The organism is Dyella mobilis (genome assembly GCF_016904945.1).
GTDB lineage: Bacteria > Pseudomonadota > Gammaproteobacteria > Xanthomonadales > Rhodanobacteraceae > Dyella_B > Dyella_B mobilis.
Genome location: NZ_JADIKF010000034.1, coordinates 146,288 through 169,608 on the forward strand (window position 1 = coordinate 146,288; position 23,321 = coordinate 169,608).

Here is a 23,321-nt window from a genome sequence, read left to right on the forward strand (position 1 = left end):
GACGGCCGGGGACGGATCACACGGAAATCGCCAACCTTTCCGAGCGATAGACGTGCGCCGTGATCAGGGCAACGACGATCGCCAGGACCAGCCCGGATGCGAAGCACATCGCTATCTGCTGCATGCCCAGCTCGCCGCCGCGCAGCAATTGGGTAATGCCCACCTGCTGGCCCAGCAAGGGCACGGCGTACATCCAGTTGGCCACTTTGATCGGCATGGCGCTGAGCAGGATCGAAGGCAGGGCCGGCACCAGCATCAGCACCGAAAGGTAGGTCTGTGCTTCGCGATAGCTTTTGGCAAACGCCGCCACCAGGGTCTGCAGCGAGGCCAGCAGAATGATCAGCGGCAGCATCATCAGCAATACGCGCACGGCAAAGGAAGGACCCAGGTCGAGCACCATGCCCATCCGTTCGGCGGGAATGAAGCGACCGCAAATGCCAAAACCGATCACGCTGATCACCAGGCTCACCAGCGAGAACACGCAGATCGCGCTGAGCTTGCCCAGGAACACTTTCCATCGCGGCACCGGATTGGCAAACAGCGGCTCCAGCGACTGGCGCTCGCGTTCGCCGGCGGTGAGGTCGATGGCCAGATACATGCCGCCCATGAAAATGGTCAGCACGAAGAAATACGGCATCATCGCGAACAACTGCCCGGCACGCGACTGGGGTGTGGCTTGGTCGCGCTCATCGATCGATACCGGCACCATCATGGCCGGCGAGAGGCCGCGCGCCACCAGGCGCATCGCCCCCTGGTGGCGGACATAGGCATCCAGCATCCGCTTCACGCGATCGACCGAACCGTCCGTATCGCGCTGCGAAGAATCGTAAATGAGTTCCACCTGCGAGGTTTCGCCCTGGCGCCAAGCCTTACCGAAATCCTCGGGAATACGCAGCACGATATCGGCATCCTGGTTCCGCACGGCAGCTTCGGGATCGGCGACGGGCGGTTGCGGCACGAATCCTTGCTGCCTGAGTGCATCGATCAGATTGGGAGCATATTGGGCGCCGATTACCGGCACCTTGATCGGCTGATCGGCCTTGTCCAGCTCGCGCGTAAGCACGGTGTGCATGATCATCACGAAGATCACCGGCCCCAGCAGCGGGCCGTACAGCAACGCGCTCATCACCGTCCGCTTGTCGCGCAGATTTTCGCGGACTTCCTTCAAGAAAACAGTCAGTGTCGTTTTCATGCGGCCAATCCTTCTTCGCTGCCGATGATTTTCACGAAGGCATCCTCCAGATTGGCCTCGCCGGTTTGCTCGCGCAATGCATCCGGGGTTTCGTCGGCCACCACGCGGCCGTGCGCGATCACCACGATGCGATCGCAAAGCGCCGCCACCTCCTGCATGATGTGGCTGGAAAACAGCACGCAGCGCCCTTCGTCTTTCAGCCGGCGCATGAACTGGCGCAGGCCGCGCGTCGCCATCACGTCGAGGCCGTTGGTCGGCTCGTCCAGAATCACGTTCTTCGGATCGTGCACCAAGGCTCTTGCGATGGCGGTCTTCACGCGTTGTCCTTGCGAAAAGCCCTCAGTGCGGCGATCCGCGATATCGGCCATCTCGAGCGCTTCGATCAACTGCCGGCTGCGCTGGCGCGCGAGGGCATCATCCATCCCTTGCAGCTTTGCAAAATAGTCGATGTTCTCGCGTGCGGTCAGGCGCTTGTACAGGCCGCGCGCATCTGGCAGCACGCCGAGCCTCCGGCGTACCGCCAAGGCATCGCGCCCTGCGTCGATGCCATCCACCAACACTTGTCCCTGGTCGGGATTCATCAGCGTATAGAGCATGCGCAGCGTGGTGGTCTTGCCTGCGCCGTTCGGGCCCAGCAGACCGGTGATTTCACCATCGCGCGCCTGGAAGCTGACGCCGTCGACGGCCTTCACCGCGCCGAAATGCTTGTGCAGATCCTTGACCTCGATCATGGCGAAGCTCCGTTGAAGTCGATGAAGGCCGGGGTCGGGCCCAGCTTGTCCAGGCACTTGGCGTCGAGCTGCGTCGGGTCGGGTTTGTCGATGAAGGTGCCGAGCAGCTTCGGCATGCAGCCCCGACCCAGCAGGGAATGCCCCTGCCCCTTGAAGACCAGCAATCGTCCGTTGCCCAGGCCGGCCAAAATCTGTTCGCCGTAGCGCGGCGGCGTCACCGGATCGAGTTCGCCGGCAAGAATCAAAATCGGCTTGTCGCTCTTCAACGGTTCGTGGAAATTGGCCGGCCGCGTGCCGTGCGGCCACACGTCGCACTGGGCCTTGATCGCGTCGATCAGATGGTTGCCGAGCATGGTGTTCTGATCTTGCGGGCGAGGCTGCAACAGGTCGGCGTCTTCGCTGCAGATCACGCTCATCGACATGCCGTTGTTCATGTCGCCGGCCAGATCGCTGTTGAGCAATTTGGATTGACCGAGCAGCGGCCCGACATCGCCGTGTGCGGCTTCGTTGATGGTCAACGGCAGCAAGGCCGCCGTTTCCGGTTGATAGGCAAACATGCGCACCACACTGGCCAGCGAGAATTCGGTCAACGGACGCTCGACAGTCTGGAAGGTTTGCGGGTCGCGAAAACTGACCGTGTGCGGATTGGCGCGCAACGCATCGCGCAGCTGGTACAGCGTCTGCATGGAATCGCCCAGGCGCTGCTTGCAAGCCGGTACGGCCAGGCAGCCGGCAAAATCTTTCTTCAGGGCGTCATCCAGATTCGCCGCAAAATCTTCGCCCAGAACCACCTGGTTCGGCGCGGCCGAATCCAGCACCACGCTGCGCACGCTGTTCGGATAATGCATCAGATATTGCTGGGCCATGCGGGTGCCGTACGACACGCCGACCAGATCCAGCATCGGAGCACCGAGCGCCTTGCGCACATCCTCCAGATCCTGGGTGGCGATCGTGGTGGTGTAATAGCGCGGATCGGCCTTTTGCTTCACCTCATCAAGGCAGACTGCCACCGCCTTGCGCATCTGGTCGGGATTGAGCGTGGTCGAATCGTCCTCCGAATCGGCCGTGTCGCCCTTGCAGCTGAGCGGATTGGAACCGCCGGTGCCGCGCTGATCCAACAGCAGCACGTCGTGGTGCTTGCGCACTTCGTCGAAAGCCGGCGCCTCGGCCACCCACGATTCGGTCGCCGCCTCGCCCGGACCGCCGGCCAGCAATACGGCAACATCCGGAGCGGGCGCCTGGGCATCGCTGCGCGCGATGGCAAGTTTCAAGCCGATGCGCCGGCTGTGCGGGTCATCGCGGTTTTCCGGCACCTCGAAGGTCGTGCACCAGGCCTCGGCCCTGGCTCCGCTGCCCGGACGCCCCAGCTCGCAGGAGTGGAAAATCAGCGACCCGCGCCGCCAGGTACGCACGACATCCGGCACGGCCTTGCTCTGCGCAGCCGCCGCTGCCGGCGCCGGACTTTGCTCCGCCTCGCCGCGGTCGCCGACGCGGAGATATTGATAAGCCATGGCCCCCAACACAGCGACCGCTATCGCGATGCGCACTACGGTTCTGGTTTGCATCCCTACTGTTCTCCGGGTACGAAGATCATTTCGATCGACAGGCCGAACAGGCGCGCGATCTTGAAAGCCAACGGCAGGCTCGGATCGTATTTTCCGGTCTCGATGGCGTTGACGGTCTGGCGCGATACGTCCAGTTTCTGGGCAAGGTCCGCTTGCGACCAGCCCCGCTCGCTACGGAGTTCGCGTATGACGTTGTTCATGGCATCGGGCACCGCGCCGTCGCGCTATTCATCGGGGGATCTCTTCCGATACGCACGCAGCAGCGCCAGGACGAGCCCCGATCCGGCAAAGGCGAATCCCGTGCCGTATATGAAACCCAGGGAGTAATCCGCCAGGTGATGGCGGCCCAGTACCGCCACGGCAAGCAATGCCAGACCCAGCAGCGCGAAGCGCACATAGAACCAGACGCTCTTTTGGTCGTCGCAGCTTGCCATGCTGGCGCCATAGCCCCGGAGTACCCGCCAGCGCGCCACCGCGTAGCTGCCCATCATCACGGGGAACACCCAGATCAGGATCGAGCCGTCCAGGCTCACGACGCCTGCGATGCAGAGGAATCCACCGGCCAGGCTCAAGGCACTGGTCACGGCAGTCGCCGCCGCCAGGGCCACCAGATGGGTCCGCTGCTCGAGCTCGTCGCAGGACTCGATGCGACGCGCCAGCAGGCCGATCACGTAGACCACCGGGACGACCGGCGCGAGCGCCAGCAGCCACTTCAGCGGCACGCTGGTCATCGTGCGCAGCAGCGGCCAGACAAACAGCAGCAGGCCGGCGTAGATGATCATGGCCAGTACGACCCTGGATTCGTATTGCTTCTGTGAAAGGCGCGTCATGGGCGGCCTCCCAGCAAGCAAGGTAAGCAACGACTGCACATATCCCCTCCCTCAAGCACGCATGTAAAGCACACTTGACAAAAGGCTAGATCGGCAACCGGTGCGTGTCAAGCACCCTTTACAATATTTTTTTGGCGCGGACTGAAGAAAGGCAAAACACCGACCTTTCGCGTCACTTTTTGACCGGGAAAACGCCCTCTTTTGTGACGGGAATCACGGAATTTTCTGATGGTGCATCGGCTAATTCCGATGGCTCTGTAGGGGGAATGTAGGAATTTTGGCCGTTCCAGATGAAAATGTGATCGGGATCACCCTTTGGCCCGTTTGTTGCTGAGCAGAGCAAGCAAGGCGTGGGCCTGCCCGTGAGGGGGCGGGAAACGCCCGGCCCACGTAAGCGATTCACCGAAACGCTGCACCTTACCTACACACGTAACTTAAGGAACACGCAATGAAAAAGACCATCATCACCGCCGCGCTCCTGGCCGCCTTCGGCGTCGCGGCCGTGGCTCCGCAGGCTGCCACTGCCGCCACTACCAGCAGCTCCGGCACGCTGACGATCAACGGCCTGGTCACCGGCTCGACCTGCTCCGTCGCCATCAACGGCGGCACCGCCAACGCCACCATCACCCTGCCGACCGTTGCGACCAGCGAGCTGTCCGCTGCCGGCAACACGGCTGGCTGGACCGCCGTCACGTTCGCGTTCAGCGGCTGCACGCTGACCGGCAACAACAGCACCGGTACGGCCATCACCTCCGTGCTGCCGTACTTCCAGCAGGGTGCAACCACCGCATCCGACGGCAACCTGACCAACGCGACGGGCAGCGCCGGCAATGTGGAAGTGGCCTTCTCCAACACCAACTCCGGCGCCACCGCCAGCCTGGTCAAGATGAACCAGCCGGTCGGTTCGCAGAATGTCACCGCCGCAACCGTTACCGGTGGCGCTGCCACTGAAAAGCTCTATGCCGGCTACTACGCCACCGGCGCCTCCACGGCCGGTACGGTTGCCACCACCGTGCAGTACGACATCGCTTACCAATAAGAACAACGCGGTAACCCATGGCTGCGGCTGAATCTTCAGCCGCAGCATTTCGCCGGTCTCTCACCGGCCTATCGAGGCGCAATCATGAACGGACCGATCCGCTCGCTACTGGTAGCGACGTTGCTCGTGTTTGGCTCCACGTTGTTCCCGGGCCAGGCACACGCCAATGTCATCATCGCCGGCACCCGCGTGGTGTTTCCCGCGCAGGATGGCGAGGTAACGGTGCGCCTGACCAACGACAACACCGTGCCTGCACTGGTCGAAGCATGGATCGACAATGGAGATCCGCATTCCACCCCGGACAAGGTGCATACGCCTTTCCTGATTACCCCGCCGCTGTTCCGCATCGATCCGCACCAGGATCAGGACCTGCGCATCCTCGCCGCATCGCCGAACCTGCCCGCCGACCGCGAGTCGATTTTCTGGCTCAACGTATTGGAAGTTCCGCCCAAGCCGACCGGCGAGCAGTACAAAGGCAAGAATCTTCTGCAAGTTGCGCTGCGTTCGCGGCTCAAGCTGTTTTATCGCCCGGCCGGCCTGCCGGGAGATGCCAACAAAGCACCCGGCTCGCTCACCTGGAAGGTCGTGAGCGACGGCAAAGGCTACGCGCTGGAGGCGCACAACCCAACGCCGTACCACATCACCGTCACGCAAACGACGGTTCAAGTTGGCGGCAAGCCCTATAACACGGAAGCCGGCATGGTCGATCCGTTCGGCACCCTGCGCCTTGCCTTCAAGCAAGCGCCGGCTCAGTTGCCGGCCGGCACCGCCATCAACTTCGACATCATCAACGACTACGGCGCCGTCGCCGTATTCAAAGGCACCGTGTCGCCGTGAGCTTCCGCCGCGGCCCGCGTCCGCTCGAATCCAGCCAACGGCTGGCTTCCCGGCGCCTCCTGCTCTGCGTCAGCATCGCCACCTGTCTGGCGGGCTGGCACGGTGCATTGGAGGCGACGCCGGTTGCGGCTGCGGCAACCGATGCCGCAGCCACGGACGCATCGGCCGCCAGCAACGGCACCGACGCGCAATTCGATCGCAGCCTACTGCCCGACGCAGGCCAGAACACCACCGACCTGTCGCGCTTCGAGCACGGCAACGTGGTGGAGGCCGGCACCTACAACGCCGACATCTTTCTCAACAACACCTGGGTCGCACGCAGCAACGTGCGCCTGGCCGCCGCCAAGCCCAACGCCAACGCAACGGCTTGCGTGACGCGGACCCTGCTCGACCAGCTCGGCCTGCATCCGACCAAGCTCAGCCCGGAACAGATCGCACAACTGAGCGACCCGAAAGCCTGCGTGAGCATCGGCAGCCTGATTCCGGGTGCCACGATGTCGTTCGACCAGTCGCGCCTGCGCCTGGACACCTCCGTGCCGCAGGCGTTCCTGCAGGGGATGCCGCGCGGCTACGTCAGCCCGGAATACTGGGATCGCGGCGTAACGGCAGGCCTGCTCAACTACAACGCCAACACCTTTCATACGGCTTCGCAGGGCGTAAGCCAGACCAGCACCTATCTGGGCCTGAATGACGGCATCAACCTGGCGGGCTGGCAATTTCGCAATAGCCTCGCCTTCACTGCGCAAACCGGTACGTCCGACACACCGACGCAGCATCGTTGGCAGAACATCCAGACCTATGTGCAGCGCCCGCTGCCGAGCATGCACGCGCAGCTGACGATCGGCGACTCCTACACCGACGGCAGCGTATTCGACAGCATCGGCATCCGCGGCGTGCAGCTGGCCACCGACGACCGCATGCTGCCCGATTCCTTGCGCGGTTATGCCCCGGTGGTGCGCGGCGTGGCCGACACCAACGCCCTGGTGACGATCCGCCAGAACAACGTGCTGATCTACCAGTCCACGGTCTCGCCCGGTCCGTTCGAAATCCACGATCTTTATCCCACCGGTTACGGCGGCAACCTGGTGGTTACCGTCACCGAGGCCGATGGCCGCGTGCACAGCTTTTCGGTGCCGTACGCGTCGGTCACGCAGTTGATGCGCCCGGGCATTACGCGCTTCGACATTGCCGTGGGCCAGCTGCGCAACATCGCCAGCGTATCGAGCCAGCCCGACGTCGCGCTGGCCGCGGTGCAGCACGGCTTTACGAACATTCTCACCGGCTACGGCGGCGTCCTCGGCTCGCAGGGCTACGCGTCGGCGCTGGTCGGCACGGCGCTGAACACGCGTTATGGCGCGTTGGCACTCGACGTTACGCAAGCCTGGACCAAGATTCCGCGCTACGGCTCCAAGTCCGGGCAAAGCATGCGGATCAGCTACAGCAAGCTGGTGCCAGAGACCCAGACCACGTTCGCCGTGGCGGCCTATCGCTATTCGACCAGCGGTTTCCTCAACGTGACGGACGCCGCGCTTGCGCGCAGCGATGCACGCGCCGGCGTCAACCCCTTCGTCTACGTGCCGCCATCGGCCGCGGCGCTGGCCGGCAGCTACACCGACCCGTTTGCGCTTCCGCAGATCACCGGCACGCCGGTGGCCGGCTCCGGCCTGCAGCAGCAGCGCGACAATTTTACGTTGTCGATGTCGCAGCGCATCGGCCAGAACGGCGGCTCGTTCTTCGCCAACGTCATCACCAGCAGCTACTGGAACCAGCGCAGCGCCACTCGCCAATACCAGGTTGGCTACAACAATTCGTTCCATCACATCGGCTACAACGCCTCGGTGATCCGCACCGTCGACCCGACGGGACGTTACGACAACGAAGTGATGCTGAGCTTCAACGTGCCGCTGGGCAGCGGTGCGCACGTACCGACGCTCTCGATGAATTTCACCCACGACCAGACCAGCGGCTCGCAGGAACAAGGCGTGCTGAGCGGCACCGCCGGCAGCGACAACCAGTACTACTACGGCGCCACCGCATCGCACGCCAGCGATGGCGGCGGCAATGACGAGAGCATCAACGGCGGTTATCGCAGCCCGTATACCGTCATCGATGCGACCTACGGTCGCGGCAGCGGTTACTCGCAAGGTTCGCTGGGATTGAGCGGCTCCATCGTCGCGCATCCGGGCGGCGTCACCTTCGGGCAGCCGACCGGCGATACGATCGCCATCCTGCAAATTCCCGGCGCGGCCGGCGCGCATCTCAATACGTCCGGCGGCGTGGAAGTGGACCGTTCCGGCTATGCGCTGGTCACCTCCCTGACCCCGTACAGCATGAACACCATCGACGTCGACCCCAAAGGCTTGCCGCTCGATGTGCAGTTGGACACTACCAGCGCGCACGTGGCGCCTTATGCGGGCGCGGTGGTGTTGCTCAAATTCAAGACCAAGACCGGGCGTACCATCATCGTGCACGCGCATCTCGTCAACGGCGAATCCCTGCCGTTCGGCGCGGAGGTTTTCGATGAGAAGGGCGTGTCGCTCGGCGTGGTCGGCCAGGGCGGCAACATCCTGGTGCGCGGCGTCCATCAAGCCGGCTCATTGACCGCACGGTGGCAGGACGAAGCCGGCACGGCGCATAGCTGCTCGTTCCATTATCAATTGCCCGCGCAGCAGAAGCACGAGCATCAGAAGACATACCAGACCTTTGACGAAACCTGCACGCCCACCGCAGAACCTCTTGCGCAGGTGACGGATGCAGGCCACTAACTGAGGGTCGATCATGCGTCAGCACACCGCCCCGATCTTTTCATTGATTTTCTGTCCAGTACCCTTGCTGCCACGTTGCAACGCTCGTAGCAGCATTGCGAGAGCCATCCCATGAAACGATGCGTCACGATGCGGCACCCTCAGGGCCTGGCTTCGCTGAACCAGGTATGCAGATATGCACTGTGCCTGTTGCTCGTCGTGCTGGGACTGATGCCAGGGCGTTCACGTGCCCAGTGCGTGTGGGACACCGGCGGCACGGAAAGCGTAAACGTAAGCATCAATGCATCGCCGGCAGGAACGTTCAACGGCACTACCAATACGGTGACGCTCACCGGGGAGCCGGCCGTGGGCACGGTATTGGCGACTTCTAATTTCACGACGCCCACCCCTGCCACGGGAGAATCGGATTGCAATAACGACGTGGCCTCTGGCTTGAGTGGTCTCACCCCGGTGCTCGGCGGTACCACCAATTCGAACCCTGGGACCAACGCTTATGTTTTTCCGACCGGGACACCGGGCATCGGATTTGAAATTCTGCACGGCACCTCATCCAGCTACTACAGCATTGGCCCCCTCTCGGGTTGCAGCGGCAACCACTGCACGATCGGCTCCGGCGTATATAGCGTCCAGTCGGCCGTCTACCTCGTGGCTACCGGCCCGATCGCTCCAGGCGCCGAAGTCACCACCGCGCAACTGGGACAGTGGTACAACGGCACGCTTGACGTCGAGAATTTCGCTCTTAACAACACCGTGCGCTTCGTGCTGCCGGCGTGCTCCATCAATACCTCGCCACAGGTGGTGACGCTGCCGACGGTAGCCGCCAAGGAGTTCGGCGGAAAAGGCAGCACCGCCGGTACGACGGCATTCTCCATTGCGCTCACTTGCCTGGCGGCTGGGCAGGCTCCTGAAACCCTGAGCATCACCTTCACCGCCGCGGGGACGGCATCCGGCATCCCCGGCGTACTTACCCCCACGTCAGGTAGCGCCAGCGGTGTCGGAGTACGCTTGCTGCAGTCGGACTACACGACTCCGGTTACGTTCGGCACGGCCATCTCCGAAGGCGTTGCGCCGGGCGGAACCATGAATCTGCCGTTCGTCGCGCAGTATTACCAGACCGCAGCGGCGATCGTTGCGGGGCCGCTGACCGCATCGGCCACCTTTACCCTGACGTATCAGTAACAGCGCTTTTTGAAGGAGCACATCATGAAGACGACCACCGCCCTGCTCGCCCTGATGAGCCTCGCACTCGCCATTCCCATGCAAGCCATGGCGGCACCGCCCGCAAAAGCCGCTCCCGTGCAGCAAACCGCTGCCCAGGCAGCCGCGCAAGCGAAAGTGAAAGCCGAACAGCAGGGAACCCAGTCGAGCGGTAGCGCCCAGAAAGCCACGGGCGACATGCAATGCAGGACCAGAAAAGGTAAACCCGCGCACTGCAACTGACGCCACGTCGACGACTCTTTCCCAGTGCCGCCATCGGGTGACGAGGCGGCACCTTTTATTTCACGTGCACGTGTAACTTCATCGCGCAAACAACCGTGCAAAGCCGATGTGAGAACTGGCTCAAGTTATTCCAGTCACGAGCCGATACATCCCTGTCGTCATTCGAAGCTTTGCGTCACCAGCACCGGATCGGCGGGGCCAGTCTGCGCAGCACGAACGTAGCTGGCGAAATAATTGAGTACCTGGTCGGGCTCGGACCGGGTGAGATGATCCACGTCGACTGCGTAGATCCGCGACGGATCCGCAGTGCTCGCTTCAGCACCGGCAGCCGGATTGGAACAATTGAACGACTGCGACGGATGCAATCCGGACGTGCCGATGAGCGCGCTCAGCGATTGCTGATCTGTCGCGACGCTGCACGTCGGCGCCACCACGGCGCCGATGAAGGAGATGGTTCCACCACCTTCGATCGAACCGCCGCCCCCTGCTTGCACAGCAGGTGCGCCCAATACTGAGAATAAAAAACAACCACCTAAGACCCACCACCGCGGACCATGCATACTGCTGCCCTCCACCGGTGCCCGCGCACATCGCGAGCACCTGTGAAGGCACATCGGCGGCGTGTACCCAGTGCTTGAGAGCCTCCGCCGAACCTTTTGGTTAAATTGCGAACCAGGTCACATAAATAGTGGAGGTCGCCCGACGGGACGTCGTAGCGGCGCCAATGGTTCGTCTTTTGTAGAAAGTGGGTGAATGCTCAGTGAAACAATTGCTTGGAATGCATTCCAAACAGAACGCTCAAGAACTGAACATCGCCGCGAAAAAAAGCGGTCCGGCATCTGGCACGAGCTGTCCAAGGGCAGTTGGATGCTTATGCAAAAACCGTGTGGCCGCTTTCAGTGCCATGATCGTGACGCTTGCGCGGGGTGCGCTGACCCGTGCAGTTATTTATCGGCAAGATTCCGACGCACTTTAGGGTGTCCTACACATTTCTTTCACGGGGCGACGTAAGCTCGCCAGCGTTCTCGCGCACGAGCATCCCCGTGCGCGAGAACCTTATCGGCATCAACGCGAGGAAATGTATTTCTCGCGCCGGATCTGCGGGATCGGCAAACCGAAGTCTTTCAACGCGTTGAAGGCCGCATCGACCATGTTGGGATTGCCGCAGAGATAGGCGATATCCCGGTCCGCCGACGGAGCAAGCTCCGCCAATACCGTTTGTACGTGGCCGAGGCGATCGTTCGGCCGCGGCACCGCGCGCGGCTGTCGGCTCAGGCACCCATGGAAAGTGAAACCGGGATGGGTTTGCGCAAACGCTTCGAATTCCTCGCCGTACAGCAACTCGGTTTCGTTGCGGGCGCCATACAGCAGCACGACTTCGCGCCCGCCGTTGGCCAACAGCTTTTCGAACTGCGGCAGCATGGCGCGATACGGCGTGACGCCGGTACCGGTGGCCAGCAGCAAGTAGCGCGGATGGGTATCGGCGTCCTGCAGGCAGAAGCGCCCGTACGGGCCGCTGGCCTCGATCGTGCCGCCCAACGGCAACTCGCTCAGCAACTTGGTGGCCGCGCCGCCTTCCACGTAGCTCACCGCGATCTCGATGCGCTGCACCGGCGAGCTGCCATCCCCCACCGTGCCGACCGAATAGCTGCGCTTGGTCGCCGTGCCATCGTCGTAATGGAAGTGGATCTGCAGGAACTGGCCCGGAATGAACGCCAGCGGCTGGCCGTCGGCGCGCTCGAAGGCCAGGTGGCGCACGGAGGGGGCCAGCATGTAGCTGTCGGCGAGACGCAAAGTGAAGTGATCAGCCACGTAAATTTCCCAGGGAAACAGTGAGTACGCCCGGCCGAACGGGTCGTCGGGACAAGGCCCGCTATAATAAAGGGCTGAAACCCATGGTGCAGCCTATGTCCCCCACCCCCGCACTGGTCGTCAAAGCGCTCCGCAAGACCTATGGCAACGGCGTCCAGGCCCTCAAAGGCATCGATCTGACGGTCCAGCCCGGCGATTTCTTCGCCCTGCTCGGCCCCAACGGCGCCGGCAAGTCCACCCTGATCGGCATCCTGTCCTCGCTGGTGAACTCCACCGACGGCGACGCCGCGATTTTCGGCGTATCAGTCAACCGCCGGCGTAACGAGGCGATGAAGCTGATCGGCCTAGTGCCGCAGGAAATCAACTTCAACCAGTTCGAGAAGCCGTTCGACATCTGCGTCAACGAAGCCGGCTTCTACGGCATTCCGCGAAAGATCGCCGCCGAACGCGCCGAGAAATACCTGAAGGAACTGCGCCTGTGGGAAAAGGCGCAGGACCAGGCCCGCATGCTGTCGGGCGGCATGAAGCGCCGCCTGATGATCGCCCGCGCGATGATGAACGAGCCGCGCCTGCTGATCCTGGATGAACCGACCGCCGGCGTGGACATCGAGATCCGCCGCTCCATGTGGCAGTTCATTAGCGGCATCAACGCGGCCGGCACCACGGTGATCCTCACCACGCACTATCTGGAGGAAGCCGAGCAGTTGTGCCGCAACATCGCCATCATCGACCACGGCACCATCGTGGAAAACACCTCGATGAAACAGCTGCTCTCGAAACTGGACGTGGAAACCTTCGTGTTCGACGTCGACAAGCTGCCTGAACACGTACCCTCGCTGCCGGGCATCACGCTCCGCCGCGTCGACGAGCACACGCTGGAAGCGGAAATGCCGCGCACCCAAGCCATGAATGCGCTGTTCGATGCGTTCAGCACGCACGGCATCACCGTTACCTCGATGCGCAACAAGACCAATCGCCTGGAGGAGCTGTTCGTGCGGCTCGTCGAAAACGGCCGGCAAGAATCGGGCAAGCAAGCGCCCGGCAAGGAGAAAGTGGCGTGAGCAACGTGTCCGGCAATCTGATCGCGCTCTACACCATCGTGCGCCGCGAAATCGTGCGCATCATGCGTATCTGGACACAGACGCTGATTCCGCCTGCGATCACCATGACGCTGTACTTCGTGATCTTCGGCAAGCTGATCGGCAGTCGCATCGGCAACATCCAGGGTGAATTCACCTATATGCAGTACATCGTGCCCGGCCTGGTCATGATGAGCATCATCACCAACAGCTACGGCAACATCTCCAGCTCCTTCTTTGGCGCCAAATTCCAGCGCTCGGTGGAGGAGATGCTGGTGTCGCCCATGTCGAACTGGGTGATTTTGCTGGGCTATGTGACGGGTGCCGTAACGCGCGGCATCGTAGTCGGCCTGCTGGTATTGCTGATCGCACTGTTCTTCACCAACCTGCACGTCGTGCATCCGCTGGTTACCATCCTGTCCGTGCTGTTCGGCGCCACGATCTTTTCGCTGGCCGGCTTCGTGAACGCGGTCTACGCCAAGAAATTCGACGACATCGCCCTCGTACCCACCTTTGTACTCACTCCGCTTACCTATCTTGGCGGTGTGTTCTACTCGGTAAACATGCTCAGCGAACCTTGGCAGGCCATCTCGCGGGTCAATCCGATCCTCTACATGGTCAACGCGTTTCGTTTCGGCGTGCTTGGCATCAGCGACGTGCAAATCGGCGTCGCTTTTGGCGTCATGTTGATCTTCGTGATCGGACTTTCCGCATTGGCATTGAATCTGCTCAAGCGCGGCGTCGGCCTGCGTTCCTGACGACACTCCATGCGCGTCAACAAATATATCAGTGAAGCGGGCCTGTGCTCGCGCCGCGAAGCGGACGAGTGGCTACTGGCCGGCCGCGTCACCATCAATGGCGAAGTGGTCGGCACCGGCGCCAAAGCGCTGGAAGGCGATGAAGTGCGCGTGGACGGCGAGATCGTCAAGGCGCGCGTGCTTGCCGCCACGCCCGCGCGCAAGACCGCCGTATACATCGCACTGAACAAGCCGGTCGGCATTACCTGCACTACCGATCACGGAGTCGAAGGCAACATCATCGATTTCGTCGATCACCAGGAGCGCATCTTCCCCATCGGGCGCCTGGACAAGGATTCCGAAGGGCTGATCCTGTTGACCAGCAACGGCGACATCGTCAACGAGATCCTGCGCGCGGAAAACCACCACGAGAAGGAATACCTGGTGGCGGTGAACAAGCCCGTCACCGACGAGTTCCTTGCCGGCATGGCGCGCGGCGTGCGCGTCCACGGCCAGATGACCAGGCCGTGCAAGACCCGCAAGATCGCCAAGTACGGCTTCGGCATCGTGCTGACGCAGGGGCTGAACAGGCAAATCCGCCTGATGGCCACGGCGTTCGGCTATCGCGTCACCCAGCTGCGCCGCGTGCGCATCATCAACGTCAAGCTGGGCCATCTGAAGCCCGGCCAATGGCGCAACCTTACCGATGCCGAGCTGAAAGGCCTGCTGCCCAACCGCACGCAGTGGTGATTCGCAGGTTGGGTTGCTCCGGCAACCCAACCTCGCCCCGCCTCAATGTTTCTTGCGCAGAGGCACATCCTGCAACAGCCAGGCCAGCAGAAAGGCCAGCACGATCACGGATGCGGCCGTGGCATACACCACGTGCAGAGCGCCGCCGAAGGCATGCAGATAGAGCTGGCGTACCGCTTCGGGGAGATGATGCACGCCGTCCGGCCCCATGGAGTGTGGCAGCACGGTTCCCGGCGGAATGCTGCGCGTCAGGCGCGCGTGCAATCCACTGCTGAACGCCGCACCAAACGCCGCCACGCCGATCGAACCGCCGATGGAGCGGAACAGGGTCGTGCCGGATGTCGCCACGCCGATGTGCTTGAAGTGCACGCTGTTCTGCACCGCCAGCACCAGCACCTGCATCACCATGCCCAGCCCCAGGCCAAGCAGGCCGATATAGACGTAGAGATGCGTCACCGGCGTGTCGTTGTCGAGCGTGCTGAGCAAGGTCATCGCGATCGATGCGAGCAGCGTGCCGAGGATCGGAAACACGCGATAGCGGCCGATACGACTGATGATGCGGCCGCTGACGATCGAGCTGATCGTCAAGCCGCACATCATCGGCAGCAACTGCATGCCCGCCTGCGACGGCGTGGAGTTTTTCACCACCTGCAGATACAGCGGCAGGAAGGTCATCGAGCCGAACAGGGAAGTACCGATGATGAAGCCGATGAGGCAGCTCAGCAGAAAGGTGCGTTCCTTGAACAGATGCAGGGGAATGATCGGCTCGGCCGCTTTCCCCTCTTCGTAGATGAAGCCGGCCAGCGCCACCAGGCCGAAGGCGAGCGTGAACCACAATTGCGGCGAGGACCAGGGCAAGGTGACCCCGCCCTGCGTGGTGAACAGCACGATACACGTGAGCGTGGTCGCCAGGAACGCCGCGCCCGCGTAATCGATCTGGTGCTTGATGTGCGCCGCACGCGGCTTGAACACCGCGCTGATCACCGACAGGGCGAGGATGCCCAGCGGCAGATTGATGTAGAAGATCCAGCGCCAGGAAAGATGCTCCACCAGGAATCCGCCGATCAGCGGCCCGATCACCGTGGCCAGCCCGAAGATGGCGCCGAACATGCCTTGGAAACGACCGCGATCCGCTGGCGGAATCACGTCGCCGATGACCGCCATCGTCACCACCATCAATCCGCCGCCGCCCATGCCTTGCAGCGCGCGCATCAGGATCAGCTGGGTCATGTTCTGGGCGAGCCCGCATAGCGCCGAACCAAGCAGGAACACCACGACCGCCGCCTGCAGCACGACCTTCCGGCCAAACAGGTCGCCGAACTTGCCGTAGAGCGGCACCACGATGGTGGAGGTAAGCAGGTAGGCGGTGACCACCCAGGAAAGGTCCTCCAGCCCGCCCAGTTCGCCCACGATGGTGGGCAAGGCGGTGGATACGATGGTCTGGTCCAGTGCGGCCAGCAGCATCACCAGCAACAGCGCGGAGAACAGCAGGCGCACCGGCGGGTGTTCGCGCGCGTCGACAGACGCGCCGGGGGAACCGGCCGCAGTGCTGGGTTGCTGGATAGCCAAGGAAGCGTCGGCGCTCATGGGGCAGCCTGATTGAAATTAATTGATGATTTAATTAATATATACTGCACTCGCCAGTACAGTCAATCAGGCATCCCCGACGATGGCCAAAGCCAGCACCGACAAGCCGGTTTCGCGCAAATCCAGGAAAGCCGTGGACGTCGACCTCCCGCGCGGCCCCGGCCGCCCTTCCGGATCGATCAACGGCCCCGAGCAACGCGTGCGGCTGCTGGATACGGCACTGCAGCTGTTCGCCCGCCAGGGCATCGTGGAAACCCCGCTCGCCGCCATTGCACGCGAAGCCGGCGTCACGCCCGCCATGCTCCACTACTACTTCAAGTCACGCGACCAACTGCTGGATGTGTTGATCGAGGAGCGCATCCAGCCGCGCCGCGAAGAAATCGGCAAAACCTTCAGTGCAGATGCTGGCGATCCCGTCACCGTCATCACGCAATTGGCCGAGCGCCTGATGCGCACCGCCACCGAGCACCCGTGGTTTCCCTCGCTGTGGATGCGCGAGGTATTCAGCGACAACGGCCTATTGCGCCAGCGCATCCAGCAACGTTACGGCACGCTGCACATGCAATCGGCGATCGATTGCATCACGCGCTGGCAGCGGGAAGGCCGGCTCAATCCGGATTTCGAACCATCCCTACTGTTCATCACGATTTTCGGCCTCACGATACTGCCGCTGATCGCCACCAAAGCCTGGCAGCAGGATCGCCTACGCAGAACGTTGGGACCGGCGGACATCGCGCGACACGCCGTGGCCATACTCTCTCACGGCGTCAGTCCCCTTCCCTGAAATCGTCGGCACGACGCACGCCTCGACATTCGAGCTGGCAGCGGCGCTGAAGCTTCATGGCGCACCGACTTCGATCCGGTTCGCCGCCGCACGTCGCTGCGAAACAGGCGTGCCGATCATGGAGCTTCACTCGTGGAAAATATCCTGCAAGGATGCCGCAGCTGGATCGCGTGCCTGGTCCTGTCATGCGCTGCGTGCGCAGCCCTTCCCGCACGTGCCACCGACAACAGTACATACTTGTTCGGCGGCTGGAACGGCGAGCGCACCCGCCTCGCCGAGCGCGGCATCCGCTTCGATGCCGGCTACACCAGCGAAGTCGCGCATAATTTTTCCGGCGGCGACAAGCATCTCACGCGCTATACCGACCAATGGAACGCGGGCGCCACCTTCGACCTGCAAAAATTGTGGGGCTGGAACGGCAGTCGCTTGCAGATCGTGCTCAGCGATCGAAATGGCCGCAATCTCACGGCCGATGCGCATCTGCCGGGCTATCAGCAGGTGCAGGAGGTCTATGGCCGCGGGCAGACGTTGCACTTGACGATCTTCGCGTTCCAACAAGATTTCTTCGACGACAAGCTGCAGTGGAGCATCGGACGATTGCCGGTCGGCACCGATTTCGATGCATTCGCCTGCGATTTCCAAAACCTTACCTTCTGTGGTTCGCAGCCTGGCAATATCGCAGGCGACTATTGGATCAACTGGCCGACCAGCCAGTGGGCTACGTGGCTGCTGTGGCATACCACCGGCGAGACCTACGTGAAAGTCGGCGCGTATCAGCTCAATCCCAAATACATCGACGACGATTGGGCGCGCGCAAATGGCTGGAAAGCAAACTTTCCCGGCGGCACCACCGGCGCACTGATTCCTTTGGAATTCGGCTGGACACCCAGCGTCAACGGCCTGCCCGGCAGCTATAAATTCGGTGGCTGGTACAACAATGCCGGCGGCGAGGATCTCTACTACGACATCCACCGCCAACCCATCGCGCTGACCGGCGAGGCGCCCCTGCAGAACAACTCGCGCTACGGCGGTTACCTGGGTTTCCAGCAACAACTAAGCGGGCACGCGAACGGCGACGGCGTCACCGTGTTCTTGAACGCCACCATGACCGATACCCGAACCTCTCCGACGGATCGCCAGTTTGCGCTCGGTGCCGAATACCACGCGCCCTTCGATCGCCCCGACGATGCGATCGGCTTCGCCTTCGGTGCTACTCACGGCAGCCATCGCCTGGCGTCCTACCAGCGGCTTTACAACCAGCTCCATCCTGGCAACACCGTGCCGGTGCAAAGCGGCTACGAGTACGCCACAGAGCTGTTCTACAACTGGTCGCCGCTGCCATCGATCAACCTGCGGCCCAACCTGCAATACGTGATTCATCCCGGCAGCAGCCACAACGGCAACGTATTCGTGCTCGGCCTGAAAACCATCGTCGCGTTCTGAAGAAAGGGCCCGGCCGAATGGCCGGGCCCAGCGCTCGATGACAACGAGCCAGTCAGGGGATGGGGCGCTTCCTGCGCCCCGTACATCATCAGAACGTGAGGCTCCAGTTGTTCAAGGTGCCGGCACGCGAGCTGGGGTTGTAGATCTCCAGCGACCAGGTGCCATTGGCGCCCACGGAAGAGGCGTTCACGGTCCAGGTGTTGTTGCCGTTTTGTGCCGTCAGCTCCGCGTAGTCACCGTTCGGTGCCACCAGATAGACATACAGGCCGCTGGCGCGGGTGTCGGAGATGTTGGCGGTCACCTTCAGGTTCGACGGTGCGCTGCTGCCCTCGCCGGACACGGAGATGTTGCTGATACTCCAGTTGTCGCCAACGATGGATACCGGCGTGTTGTTGGAGAACACACCCGTGCCACCACTGCTGGCCACCGTGACCGACTGGCTGGTGCTGTTGCTCGCACCGGTGTTGTCGGTCACCTGCAGCGACACGGTGTAGGTACCCGCGGCGGTGTAGGTGTGGCTCGGGCTGGCCGAGGTGGAGGTGCTGCCGTCACCGAAGTTCCACGAGTACGAGCTGATCGTGCCGCCCGTGTCGGTGGAGGTATTGGTGAAGGTCGCCGTCAGGCCGCTCACCGCATCGGTGAAGCTGGCCACCGGCTTGCCGGTCGCACCCGACGATACCGTCACCGAACCGGTCTTGGTGTTGGTCGCGCCGGTGCTGTCGGTCACCTCCAGCGAGACGGTATAGGTACCGGCCGCGGTGTAGGTGTGGCTCGGGCTGGCCGAGGTGGAGGTGCTGCCGTCACCGAAGTTCCATGCATACGAGGTGATGGTGCCGCCCGTATCGGTGGAGGTGTTGGTGAAGGTCGCCGTCAGACCGCTCACCGTATCGGTGAAGTTGGCCACCGGACTGCCGCCCGAGGAGCTGCCGCCGCCAGCCAGGCTGCTGAAGTTGCTGACCTGCACGCTGCCCCAGCCGGTGGTGTAGTCCCAACCGGTACCGGCGGTTTCACCGCTGTTGTTGCCCGAGGTGATGTCGTGGAAGGCGTTGGCGTAATTGGTCGACGACGATTGCGCCACCTTGTAGATCACCGGTGCGGCAAAGCCCAGGCTGGCGCCATTGGCTTGCAGCACGTGTGCCCAGAAGCCCACCGCCAACGGCGCGGCGAGGCTGGTGCCGCCGATCTGCTGGCCGGATGCACCGTCCACCGTCACCAAGGCACCGCTGTTGGGGCTGGCATCGAACGCGATGTCCGGCACGCCGCGATAGGTCTGGTTGGTGATGCCGGCTACGCCTTTCTGCCAGCTCGGGATCGGCTCGAACGTGCTCGGGCTGCCGCCGGTAGCACCTTCACTGGAGCTGAGGTCGTTCCACACGACTTCGCTGGACCAGGTGGAAGTACCGCTGGTGTAGAGCTCGGTGCCGCCCACGGAGGTCACGTACTGCGAGCTCGCCGGCCAACTCGGCGTCACGCCGCCGTTGCCGCATTCATCTGCACCGGAGTCGCCAGCCGACACGAAGAAGGTCTGGCCCTGCGCAACGGCCTGCTTGAACGTGGTGTCGTTCGACGCTGCTGCACCCGAAGATTGCGCGTCGGTTTCGCACTCGCCGAGCGAAACGTCGATGGCCTTCAGCAGGTTGTCCGACACGATGGAGCTGTAATCGGTCTGCAGATCCGCATCGCTCAACGAAGCGGCTACGTAAAAGTAATACTGCGACACGCCGGTGAAGGGAATGATGTCCTGGCTGTCCAGATCCCATTCGCCGTCGCCGGTGTTGCTGCCGCTGCCGCTGCCGACGCTGGTGTCACCCTTCAGTGTGATGGTGGTGCTGGGGTTGGTCGACTTCAGGTCGCTCAGCACGTTGGCCATCGGGCCCGAAGAAACCGAACCCACCGCGATCGAGGTGGTGTTCGCCATGCCGCTGGCGCCGTAGATCGACGGGAAGTCGGAAGGTGCATGGCCTTCGTCCGTGCCGGTGGCATTGGGATGCACGGCCATGGCATGCGCAGCGATCGGATCGCGGTAAACGGCGAACACGTGCGAGGTATGCACATTCTGCATGCCGAGCACCGCGTGCACTACGCCTTGCAGGCTGGCAGGAATCTGCACGGCGCTGCTGTTGGCGAACGCGTCGCGTCCATCGTGCGTCTTGACGTGCACGAAGTTGGTATGAAAAGCCGCCTGCGCCGTATCGGCGTGACCGTCGGCCTCAACCAGCTCATTGTTGGCAGCGATCTTGACGTTGGAGAAGCCCGCCTGCGTCAGATAATCGGCTACCGACTTTGCCTGCGCCGCCGTCGGCGCATATTGCGCATTGAACTGGGCCGTGGTCAGTGGCTTGAAACCCGGCTTGGCAATGTATTGATCGAGCTGGCTTTCGTTGCGCAGCTTCAGTGTCATCACTACGTGCATCGGCTGCGAAAAGGCCAAAGGCCCTACCACTTTGTCGCCATTGCTCAGCGCCACGGCCGGATGCAGTGCGACCAACGCGGAGCTGGCGGCGACGGCAGAAACCGCATCGCTCGCCGACGGTTGTGCGGACACGCCCATGGCACTGCCCAATGCGGCCAGACCCATTGCTACAACCAGGGTTTTCATACGGAGATTGCTTGGCATTTCTAACTCCCCAGGAATCGAGGGCGAACGAACCCGATGAGGTCGCACGCGCCCCATAACAGTTAAGTCGCGTAAGGACGCGACGCCATTGTTTCGATAGAGATTGCCCCGCGATTCCCCGAGCCTCGGTGTGCTGCCGCTCCCCCTGCGCTCCCTTTGCGGGCAGTGCCGACGTAGCGCTCGAACGACGTCATCCCCTAACCCGTGACATCGCCGCGGAATCATTCGCCGCCTGCATCCCGCAGCGAATACCATCGAAAGTATCTGCCGAATAATTCTGCGTCAAGCTGCAAAGATAGAACTGATTCGCAGATTCTCATGACGTAATCGAGCGCTTGAAACGCCGCCATTCTCTTCACGAAAATTAATGCAGAAACGCCTTGCGCAAGCTTCCGGGCTGATATCGATAGCAGTTTCGGCGCGCCACGAAGCAACATTTTGTCGCTACGGCGTGAAGCCCCTTATTCGTCAATATTTACGCCGTCTAGGCTGCGTGAAAGTGAAAAAGTTTTTCACGCAAAATATTTCGATACGCCGTCGTTGATATGCATAACAATCGCGAATGCGAATCCTGCTTCAAAGACGCTTGCAGGTATTTTTTTGTCGCAACGACTGCGCGTGACGCGCCGCGGCTTCACGTTTGCACGATCCAAATAGTGTGATCAATGACGATTGACATCGTCGTCATTGACGCAGACAAAATGAATGAATGCTGACAGCTGTTGAAAATCAGCTATCGAGGCGCACGCCGAGTTCGGCCAATCGACGCAAACCGTCGGGCGTCGGCAATAGCGCGCGGTTGCGTTGCGCACGCCGCAACCATCCTGCATCGAGCATGGCACCGGTAATGGCCACGCCAAGCGGGCCGCCCAGATGCAGGCGGCGCTCGGTCCAATCCAGGCAATGGCGCCCGCGCAAACGCAGCAACTGCTGGGTGGAAGCTTCCTGGCAGCCGGCCTGTACCAGAGCATCCGCGCCGTCGGACAACAGACTGATGCCATCGCTGCCAACGTGCAGCCAGCCTCGCTCCAGCCAGGCTTCGCACAGCACCACACCCAGTTGTCCGGCAAGATGGCGATAGCAGGTACGTGCGCGGCACAACGCCGGATCGCGCGCGGCAACGACGGTGGCGGTGCGTGCTGCCTGCGGCAGCGCCATCGCCTCCAGCCAGGCCGCCACGTCGTCATTGGCAAGTCGGAAATAGCGATGCCGCCCTTGCTCATGCAGACCCAGCAGACCGCCTTCCAGCAGCCGCTTGAGGTGCGCGCTGGCGGTGGCCGCACTGACGCCCGCAATGTGTGCCAGCTCGCCCGCCGGGCGGGTGGTGCCATCCATCAGCGCCAGCAGGATGGCCGCGCGCGCCGGCTCGGCCAGCATGGCTCCCAGCTCGGCAAGTTGATAACGGTTGAGCGGGCTAGCGTCTGTCATGCGTGCAGTCTAGCCCTCGGGCGACACGGACGTTTCGCTGAAAACCGAAATGTCTCCCGACTGGATCGCGCACACTCGAAAACGTGAAAGCCCAACACCTGCCCGACACCCTGGTCATCAACCCCCCGAACCTTTATTTCGGCGCGCCGGTGGTGCTCATCACCACGCGCAACGAGGACGGCTCCATTCACATCACGCCGATGTCTTCGGCGTGGTCGCTGGCCGACCGCGCGGTGATCGGCCTGGACGGCGGCGACCGCGGCCTCGCCAACTTGTTGCGCGAGGGCGAATGCGTGCTCAACCTGGCAAGCGATTCCATGCACGCAGCGATCGAGCACGTCGCGTCCGGCAGCGAACGCTCCGCCCGGAAACGCGGGGCAGGCTATCGCAACGAGGGCGACAAACTGGCGCTTGGCGGTCTGCATGCAAGCCCATCGATGCAGGTGCGTGCCGCGCGCATCGCGGAATGTCCGCTGCAGTTGGAAGCGCGTCTCGTCCACCAGGTGTTTCGCCCGGCGGAAGCATGGCGCGCCGACGCGGGAGGCTTTGCCATCATCGAACTGGAAGTGCTGCACGTGCATGCCCACGCGGACATCGTGGTGCCCGGTACGCAACACCTGAACCTGGCTGGCTATTCACCGCTGTTCCAAGGACTCCGCCACCACGCAAGATGTTGAACGAGCGT

At 62.4% G+C, this 23,321-nt stretch carries 21 protein-coding genes; 11 read left to right on the top strand and 10 right to left on the bottom strand.

Annotation, left to right across the window (positions count from 1 at the left end):
* Positions 1 to 16: 16 nt before the first annotated feature.
* Genes ISS99_RS03585 through ISS99_RS03605 form a run of 5 tightly spaced genes read right to left on the bottom strand, consistent with a single transcriptional unit; the run spans position 17 to position 4,318 of the window.
* Positions 17 to 1,192 (bottom strand): ABC transporter permease, encoded by a 1,176-nt coding sequence (locus ISS99_RS03585; protein ID WP_204630213.1) that lies wholly within the window; start codon positions 1,190 to 1,192, stop codon positions 17 to 19.
* The gene (locus ISS99_RS03590; protein WP_204630214.1) at positions 1,189 to 1,923 is read right to left on the bottom strand and encodes an ABC transporter ATP-binding protein; all 735 of its coding nucleotides are present in this window, start codon (positions 1,921 to 1,923) and stop codon (positions 1,189 to 1,191) included. Before ISS99_RS03590 ends, ISS99_RS03585 begins: the two co-directional genes overlap by 4 nt.
* Positions 1,920 to 3,488: an alpha/beta hydrolase gene (locus ISS99_RS03595; RefSeq protein ID WP_204630215.1), complete on the bottom strand. Its 1,569-nt coding sequence runs from the start codon at positions 3,486 to 3,488 to the stop codon at positions 1,920 to 1,922. Before ISS99_RS03595 ends, ISS99_RS03590 begins: the two co-directional genes overlap by 4 nt.
* A 2-nt stretch (positions 3,489 to 3,490) precedes the next feature.
* Entirely contained in the window at positions 3,491 to 3,688 is a 198-nt protein-coding gene (locus tag ISS99_RS03600) for a helix-turn-helix transcriptional regulator (RefSeq protein ID WP_204630216.1), read from the bottom strand.
* 24 nt (positions 3,689 to 3,712) lie between these two features.
* On the bottom strand, positions 3,713 to 4,318 hold the full coding sequence (locus tag ISS99_RS03605; RefSeq protein ID WP_204630217.1) for a hypothetical protein: 606 nt from the start codon (positions 4,316 to 4,318) through the stop codon (positions 3,713 to 3,715).
* Between the two features lie 448 nt (positions 4,319 to 4,766).
* On the opposite strand from ISS99_RS03605, the gene ISS99_RS03610 reads away from it, so the two are divergent.
* The 5 genes from ISS99_RS03610 (at position 4,767) to ISS99_RS03630 (ending at position 10,399) form a co-directional block, all read left to right on the top strand.
* A complete protein-coding gene (locus ISS99_RS03610; RefSeq protein ID WP_204630218.1) occupies positions 4,767 to 5,357 on the top strand; it encodes a fimbrial protein in 591 nt (196 codons plus the stop codon).
* 84 nt (positions 5,358 to 5,441) lie between these two features.
* Positions 5,442 to 6,194, top strand: a complete 753-nt coding sequence (locus tag ISS99_RS03615) for a fimbrial biogenesis chaperone (protein WP_204630219.1) — start codon at positions 5,442 to 5,444, stop codon at positions 6,192 to 6,194.
* Positions 6,191 to 8,959 (top strand): fimbria/pilus outer membrane usher protein, encoded by a 2,769-nt coding sequence (locus ISS99_RS03620; protein WP_204630220.1) that lies wholly within the window; start codon positions 6,191 to 6,193, stop codon positions 8,957 to 8,959. Before ISS99_RS03615 ends, ISS99_RS03620 begins: the two co-directional genes overlap by 4 nt.
* A gap of 111 nt (positions 8,960 to 9,070) precedes the next feature.
* A complete protein-coding gene (locus ISS99_RS03625; protein ID WP_204630221.1) occupies positions 9,071 to 10,138 on the top strand; it encodes a fimbrial protein in 1,068 nt (355 codons plus the stop codon).
* A gap of 24 nt (positions 10,139 to 10,162) precedes the next feature.
* Positions 10,163 to 10,399: a hypothetical protein gene (locus ISS99_RS03630; RefSeq protein ID WP_204630222.1), complete on the top strand. Its 237-nt coding sequence runs from the start codon at positions 10,163 to 10,165 to the stop codon at positions 10,397 to 10,399.
* 158 nt (positions 10,400 to 10,557) lie between these two features.
* Here the strand turns inward: ISS99_RS03630 and ISS99_RS03635 are convergent, their stop codons facing one another.
* Both ISS99_RS03635 and ISS99_RS03640 read right to left on the bottom strand, forming a co-directional pair.
* Positions 10,558 to 10,893 (bottom strand): hypothetical protein, encoded by a 336-nt coding sequence (locus tag ISS99_RS03635; RefSeq protein ID WP_204630223.1) that lies wholly within the window; start codon positions 10,891 to 10,893, stop codon positions 10,558 to 10,560.
* A 571-nt stretch (positions 10,894 to 11,464) separates the two neighbouring features.
* Positions 11,465 to 12,211 (bottom strand): FAD-binding oxidoreductase, encoded by a 747-nt coding sequence (locus ISS99_RS03640; RefSeq protein WP_204630224.1) that lies wholly within the window; start codon positions 12,209 to 12,211, stop codon positions 11,465 to 11,467.
* A 95-nt stretch (positions 12,212 to 12,306) separates the two neighbouring features.
* Between ISS99_RS03640 and ISS99_RS03645 the strand changes: the two genes are divergently transcribed.
* The 3 genes from ISS99_RS03645 to ISS99_RS03655 are packed head-to-tail and all read left to right on the top strand — an operon-like array spanning position 12,307 to position 14,777.
* Complete coding sequence (locus ISS99_RS03645; RefSeq protein ID WP_204630225.1) at positions 12,307 to 13,272, top strand: ABC transporter ATP-binding protein; 966 nt, start codon at positions 12,307 to 12,309, stop codon at positions 13,270 to 13,272.
* On the top strand, positions 13,269 to 14,048 hold the full coding sequence (locus tag ISS99_RS03650) for an ABC transporter permease (protein WP_204630226.1): 780 nt from the start codon (positions 13,269 to 13,271) through the stop codon (positions 14,046 to 14,048). The genes ISS99_RS03645 and ISS99_RS03650 overlap by 4 nt, the downstream gene beginning before the upstream one ends.
* A 9-nt stretch (positions 14,049 to 14,057) precedes the next feature.
* A complete protein-coding gene (locus ISS99_RS03655) occupies positions 14,058 to 14,777 on the top strand; it encodes a pseudouridine synthase (protein WP_204630227.1) in 720 nt (239 codons plus the stop codon).
* 42 nt (positions 14,778 to 14,819) lie between these two features.
* On the opposite strand, the gene ISS99_RS03660 is transcribed toward ISS99_RS03655, so the two are convergent.
* On the bottom strand, positions 14,820 to 16,364 hold the full coding sequence (locus ISS99_RS03660) for an MDR family MFS transporter (RefSeq protein ID WP_204630228.1): 1,545 nt from the start codon (positions 16,362 to 16,364) through the stop codon (positions 14,820 to 14,822).
* A gap of 82 nt (positions 16,365 to 16,446) precedes the next feature.
* Here ISS99_RS03660 and ISS99_RS03665 point away from each other — a divergent pair, with 82 nt between their 5' ends.
* Positions 16,447 to 17,148, top strand: a complete 702-nt coding sequence (locus ISS99_RS03665) for a TetR/AcrR family transcriptional regulator (RefSeq protein ID WP_204630229.1) — start codon at positions 16,447 to 16,449, stop codon at positions 17,146 to 17,148.
* Between the two features lie 132 nt (positions 17,149 to 17,280).
* The gene (locus ISS99_RS03670; RefSeq protein WP_204630230.1) at positions 17,281 to 18,591 is read left to right on the top strand and encodes a carbohydrate porin; all 1,311 of its coding nucleotides are present in this window, start codon (positions 17,281 to 17,283) and stop codon (positions 18,589 to 18,591) included.
* 88 nt (positions 18,592 to 18,679) lie between these two features.
* Here the strand turns inward: ISS99_RS03670 and ISS99_RS23450 are convergent, their stop codons facing one another.
* Together ISS99_RS23450 and ISS99_RS03680 are read right to left on the bottom strand one after the other, a co-directional pair.
* Positions 18,680 to 21,190, bottom strand: a complete 2,511-nt coding sequence (locus ISS99_RS23450; protein ID WP_204630231.1) for a PKD domain-containing protein — start codon at positions 21,188 to 21,190, stop codon at positions 18,680 to 18,682.
* Positions 21,191 to 21,937: 747 nt separating this feature from the next.
* Entirely contained in the window at positions 21,938 to 22,636 is a 699-nt protein-coding gene (locus ISS99_RS03680; protein WP_204630232.1) for an ArsR/SmtB family transcription factor, read from the bottom strand.
* A gap of 83 nt (positions 22,637 to 22,719) precedes the next feature.
* Between ISS99_RS03680 and ISS99_RS03685 the strand changes: the two genes are divergently transcribed.
* Entirely contained in the window at positions 22,720 to 23,313 is a 594-nt protein-coding gene (locus tag ISS99_RS03685; RefSeq protein ID WP_204630233.1) for a flavin reductase family protein, read from the top strand.
* Positions 23,314 to 23,321 lie beyond the last annotated feature (8 nt).